This window comes from Streptomyces sp. NPDC006655 (assembly GCF_040703965.1).
GTDB lineage: Bacteria > Actinomycetota > Actinomycetes > Streptomycetales > Streptomycetaceae > Streptomyces.
This window is the reverse complement of sequence record NZ_JBEYJU010000210.1, coordinates 1-4,756: the sequence shown is the minus strand read 5'-3', so window position 1 is coordinate 4,756 and position 4,756 is coordinate 1. Positions and strand designations below refer to the sequence as shown.

Below are 4,756 nucleotides of genomic sequence, written 5' to 3'. Positions count from 1 at the left end.
GCGCTGGGGGTACCCCCGGCCGAAGGCTGGGGGAGGAACTGCGCGACCAGCCCCCGCGCACCCGCACGGGACGACCTACCGCAACGGCCCGGTCACCGTCTCCACCGCAGCGACAACTCCCCCGCCCCGCACGAACTCCTCCGCAGCCGCGAGGTCCGGCGCCAGGAACCGGTCGGGCCCGACCCCCCGCACCCCCGCGGAGCGCGCCGCCTCGATGACCGCCCGCGACGCCGGCGCCGGCGTCAGCCCCTCGCGCAGCTCGATCGCCCGGCCGGCCGCGTACAGCTCCACCGCGATGATCCGCGCCAGGTTCCCCACCGCCGTGCGCAGCTTGCGCGCGGCCGACCACCCCATGGACACGTGGTCCTCCTGCATCGCCGAGGAGGGGATCGAGTCGGCCGACGCCGGAACGGCCAGCCGCTTCAACTCGCTGACCAGCGCGGCCTGCGTGTACTGGGCGATCATCAGACCCGAGTCGACACCGGCGTCGTCCGCGAGGAACGGCGGCAGCCCGTGGCTGCGGTTCTTGTCCAGCAGCCGGTCCGTCCGCCGCTCGGCGATGGACCCGAGGTCGGCCACCGCGATGGCGAGGAAGTCGAGGACGTAGGCGACGGGCGCCCCGTGGAAGTTGCCGTTGGACTCGACCCGTCCGTCGGGCAGGACCACGGGGTTGTCGACCGCCGACGCCAGCTCCCGCTCCGCGACCAGCCGGGCGTGCGCGAGGGTGTCCCGGCCCGCCCCGGCCACCTGCGGAGCACACCGCACGGAGTACGCGTCCTGTACGCGCGGCGCGTCGCCCTGGTGATGCCCGGTCAGCTGGGAACCCCGCAGCACGGCGAGCATGTTGGCGGCGCTGTCGCCCTGCCCCGGGTGCGGGCGGATGGCGTGCAGTTCGGGCGCGAGCACCTTGTCCGTGCCGAGCAGCGCCTCAAGGCTCAACGCGGCCGTGACGTCGGCCGACTTGTACAGCATGTCCAGGTCGGCGAGGGCCATGACCAGCATGCCGAGCATGCCGTCGGTGCCGTTGAGGAGGGCGAGCCCCTCCTTCTCGCGCAGTTCGACGGGCGCGATCCCGTGCTCGGCGAGCAGCTCACCGGCGGGCCGTACGACGCCGTCCGGGCCCTCGGCGTCGCCTTCCCCCATGAGCGTGAGGGCGCAGTGCGACAGCGGGGCCAGGTCGCCGGAGCAGCCGAGGGAGCCGTACTCGTGCACGACGGGGGTGATACCGGCGTTGAGCACGTCGGCCATGGTCTGCGCGACCTCGGGACGCACACCGGTGTGCCCGGAGCAGACGGTCTTCAGCCGCAGGAACATCAGGGCCCGTACGACCTCGCGCTCGACCCGCGGCCCCATGCCGGCGGCGTGCGAGCGGACGATGTTGCGCTGTAGCTGGGCCCGCAGTTCCGGGCTGATGTGCCGGGTCGCGAGGGCACCGAAGCCGGTGCTGACGCCGTAGACGGGTTCCGGCTTGGCCGCCAGCGCGTCCACGATCTCCCGGGCCGCCGCGAGCGCCGCGACCGCCTCCGCCGACAGCTCGACGCGGGCGCCGCCGCGTGCCACGGCGAGAACGTCGGACGCGGTGACACCGGACGTCCCCACCACCACAGTGTGCATATCCATATTCAGGATCGTAAGCACTGAATGCAGCCGCTGTCACTAGTGGGGTACGGGGTTGCCCCTTACTTCTACGTCACAGTCCCCGGCGCCCGCGGAAGCTGCGCCGTTCGGCCCGTTCCGGCGGGGGCGCGTCCGCCAGCCGCACGACAGGATCGTCCGGCCCCTCCCGTCCGGCCACCACCGGACGGTTCGCGCGCAGCGCCTTGGCACGGTACTGGGCGGCGTCCGCGAGCCGGAACAGACGGCGGGCCGACCGCACGGGGCCGATCGGGTCCGCGGTCGAGGCGACCCCGCAGGCGACACCCTCCCCCAGCTCCAGCTCCCCGGCGCGGCGGCAGAGTTCGTCGGCCGCCTTGACCACGTCGTCGGCCGGCGGGCCGACCGTCAGCAGACAGAACTCGTCACCGCCGAGCCGCGCGGCGAGGGCGCCCGGCAGCATCGCCCCGCACAGGGACAGCACCGAGCCGAAGCGTTCGAGGAGCCGGTCGCCGACGGCGTGCCCGCGGGTGTCGTTCACCTTCTTCAGCCCGTTGAGGTCGCAGACGACCAGGCTGACCACGGCGCCGTCCGCGCGATGCCGGTCGATCGCCTCGTCGAGGCGTGCGTCGACGGCCCTGCGGTTGGCGAGGCCGGTGAGGGCGTCGGTGTAGGCGAGCCTGCGGGCCTCCTCCAGGCGCTCGGTCTGGGCGATCCCGGCGGCGACGACGGAGGCGAGGACGGTGGCGAAGCCGGCGTCGGCGCGGGCGAAGACGGGGGCGTGCGCGGCGCGGGCGACGTACAGCTCGCCCCAGGCCCTGCCGTGCAGCACGATCGGGGCGACCAGGCAGCAGCCGCGGCCCCGGCGGCGCAGGGCGTCGACGCGCCGGTGCGAGTAGCCGGGGCGGCCGGCGGCGGTGCCCTCGGCCGTCTCGACCCAGGCGTTGGGGCTGCCGCCGCCCGCCCAGCGTTCGTGCAGGAACTCGGTGATCTCCGGGAACTGGTGCACCGGGTAGGCCTCGGTGTCCGGGAACTCCTCCTCGTCCAAGGCGCGCTCGCCGACGTTCACGAGGACCCGCAGCCGGCCCAGCTCGCGCTCCCACACGGAGAGTGCGGCGAAGCTGCCGTCCAGGGCGCGGCAGGCACCGGTCGCGGCGGCGTGCCAGCACTCCCGCGGGGTGTGCGCGGCGGCCATGCCCTGCGCCAGGGCCACTATGGCGGCGAGGCGGTTGTCGTCACCCATTACTCCAGGTTAGGGATGATTTGCTGCATTCGGGACGTTGGTGCGGCGAACAGGTGTCGCCGGGCGAGGGCATCGGCGTCTATTCGCCCGGCCACTGCGGCTTCCGCTTCTCGTTGAAGGCGGCGACGCCCTCGGCGCGGTCGCCCGAGAAGGCCACCGTCCGCCAGGCCGCGTCCTCGACCTCGAGACCGGCCCTGAGGTCCAGCCCCTGCCCGAGCCGCAGCGCCCGCTTGGCCGCCCGCAGCCCCACCGGCGAGTTCGCCGCCATCCGGGCCGCCAGCGCCAGCGCCGCCTCCCGGTCCTGCCCCGCCTCCACCAGCTGGTCGACCAGGCCCAGCTCGTGCGCCTCCGGCGCCTCCACCCGCCGCGCCGAGAAGATCAGCTCGGCCGCGCGGGCCGCGCCGACCCGGCGGGGCAGCAGCTGCGTGCCGCCGCCCCCCGGAATCACGCCCACCGACACCTCCGGCAGGCCCACCACGGCCGTGCCGTCGGCCACGATCACGTCGCAGGACAGCGCCAGCTCGAAGCCCCCGCCGAGCGCGTAGCCGTGCACGGCGGCGATCGTCGGCATCGGCAGTTCCAGCACGCCCGTGTACGCCCCGCGCGACAGCGGCCGCGCCCGGACCAGCTCCGCGTCGGTCATGGAGTTGCGCTCCTTGAGGTCGGCGCCGACACAGAACGCCCGCTCGTGCGAGGAGGTCACCACCACCACCCGGGCGTCCCGGTCGGCGCTCAGCGCGGCACACGCGGCCACGATCGAGCGAGCCATGTCCGCCGACACCGCGTTCATGGCCTTGGGCCGGTCCAGGACCAGCTCCGCGACCGGACCGTGCCGTCGCACCAGCACGAACTCCCCGAACCGCTCCTCGCTCACGACACCCTCCGGTTAACGCGTGTTAACAGCTTGGGTCCGATCATCGCAGCCGGGGCGGGCCAGGGAAAGGGGCAGCGGCGGGTCCTGGGTGCCGATCGGCCCGGAGACCCCCGTTCGGGTGACATCCCGGGAGACTCCCGGCGCACACCCCACAGGAACGCATAACGTGCGCTCGCCATGGCGCATCGGGGGGACGGCGGGGAGGGAAGGTCATGACGGGAACGTCAGCAGTCGGTCGCCGGGGGCGGCACCGCAAGCCCCGCCCCCGCAAGGTGCTGCTCGCCTCCGGAGGGCTCGCGCTGGCCGCCGGTGTGCTGAGTCTCGTACGGCTGACTCCCGACGGCGGCGAGGGCGGCGCGCCCGGCGCGGCGGAGGCCGAGCCCCGGCTGGATCCGACCGCCGACGCGACGACGGCCCGCTCGGCGAACGCGGCCGCCACCATCGGCCCGGCCCCCGCGGCCGCCCCGTCGGCAGGCGGCGGCACGGGAACCGCGAGCCCCGCGCCGACGGCCGGCACGGCAGGAAGTGCGGCGGCCGGGTCGCCGTCGGTCTCACCCACCGCCCTGCCCCGCACGGTCCCGGTCCCGACGACCATCCCGGCGGGCCCGGCCCGGCCCCCGGACACCCCGCCCCCGCCGCCCACCAGCACACCGGCCGCGACAACCGCCCCGGCCCCCACCCCGACGCCCGGTACACACCAGCCGACCGGCGACGTCTGCCTGCCGGTCATCGGCCTCTGCGTGAAGCCACTCGCGGTCGGCTAGAAGGTCCGGCGGCCCAGGCGAAGCACGAGAAGCGACGGCGGATCCGGGGTGACCGTGTGTCGCCTTCCCTCTCGGTGCACACACCCGAGCACCGGCAACGGGTCGTCACGGCCCACGGTGCCGGCCACCTGGGCACGGCGGAGGCGAGGGCTCGCGCCACTGTCCGAGGCTGCGTGGCGTGGTCGGGCGCTAGGGCCCTTCTGATGGATCTCCGTGGGAGAAGGAGCGGCGTTCGGTGCGTGCGATCGGCGTGCGGGGTGGCGGGTCATGTGGCGGAGCCAC

At 74.7% G+C, this 4,756-nt stretch carries 4 protein-coding genes; 1 reads left to right on the top strand and 3 read right to left on the bottom strand.

Annotation, left to right across the window (positions count from 1 at the left end; all coding sequences use genetic code 11):
- Positions 1-75 precede the first annotated feature (75 nt).
- From hutH to AB0958_RS44440, 3 genes are all read right to left on the bottom strand, one after another.
- Entirely contained in the window at positions 76-1,614 is a 1,539-nt protein-coding gene (gene hutH / locus AB0958_RS44450) for a histidine ammonia-lyase (protein WP_366896182.1), read from the bottom strand.
- 76 nt (positions 1,615-1,690) lie between these two features.
- Positions 1,691-2,836, bottom strand: coding sequence for a sensor domain-containing diguanylate cyclase (locus AB0958_RS44445; RefSeq protein ID WP_366896181.1), 1,146 nt, complete (start codon positions 2,834-2,836; stop codon positions 1,691-1,693).
- Between the two features lie 79 nt (positions 2,837-2,915).
- Positions 2,916-3,710, bottom strand: a complete 795-nt coding sequence (locus tag AB0958_RS44440) for an enoyl-CoA hydratase-related protein (RefSeq protein ID WP_366896180.1) — start codon at positions 3,708-3,710, stop codon at positions 2,916-2,918.
- Positions 3,711-3,922: 212 nt separating this feature from the next.
- On the opposite strand from AB0958_RS44440, the gene AB0958_RS44435 reads away from it, so the two are divergent.
- Entirely contained in the window at positions 3,923-4,474 is a 552-nt protein-coding gene (locus AB0958_RS44435) for a hypothetical protein (RefSeq protein WP_366896179.1), read from the top strand.
- Positions 4,475-4,756 lie beyond the last annotated feature (282 nt).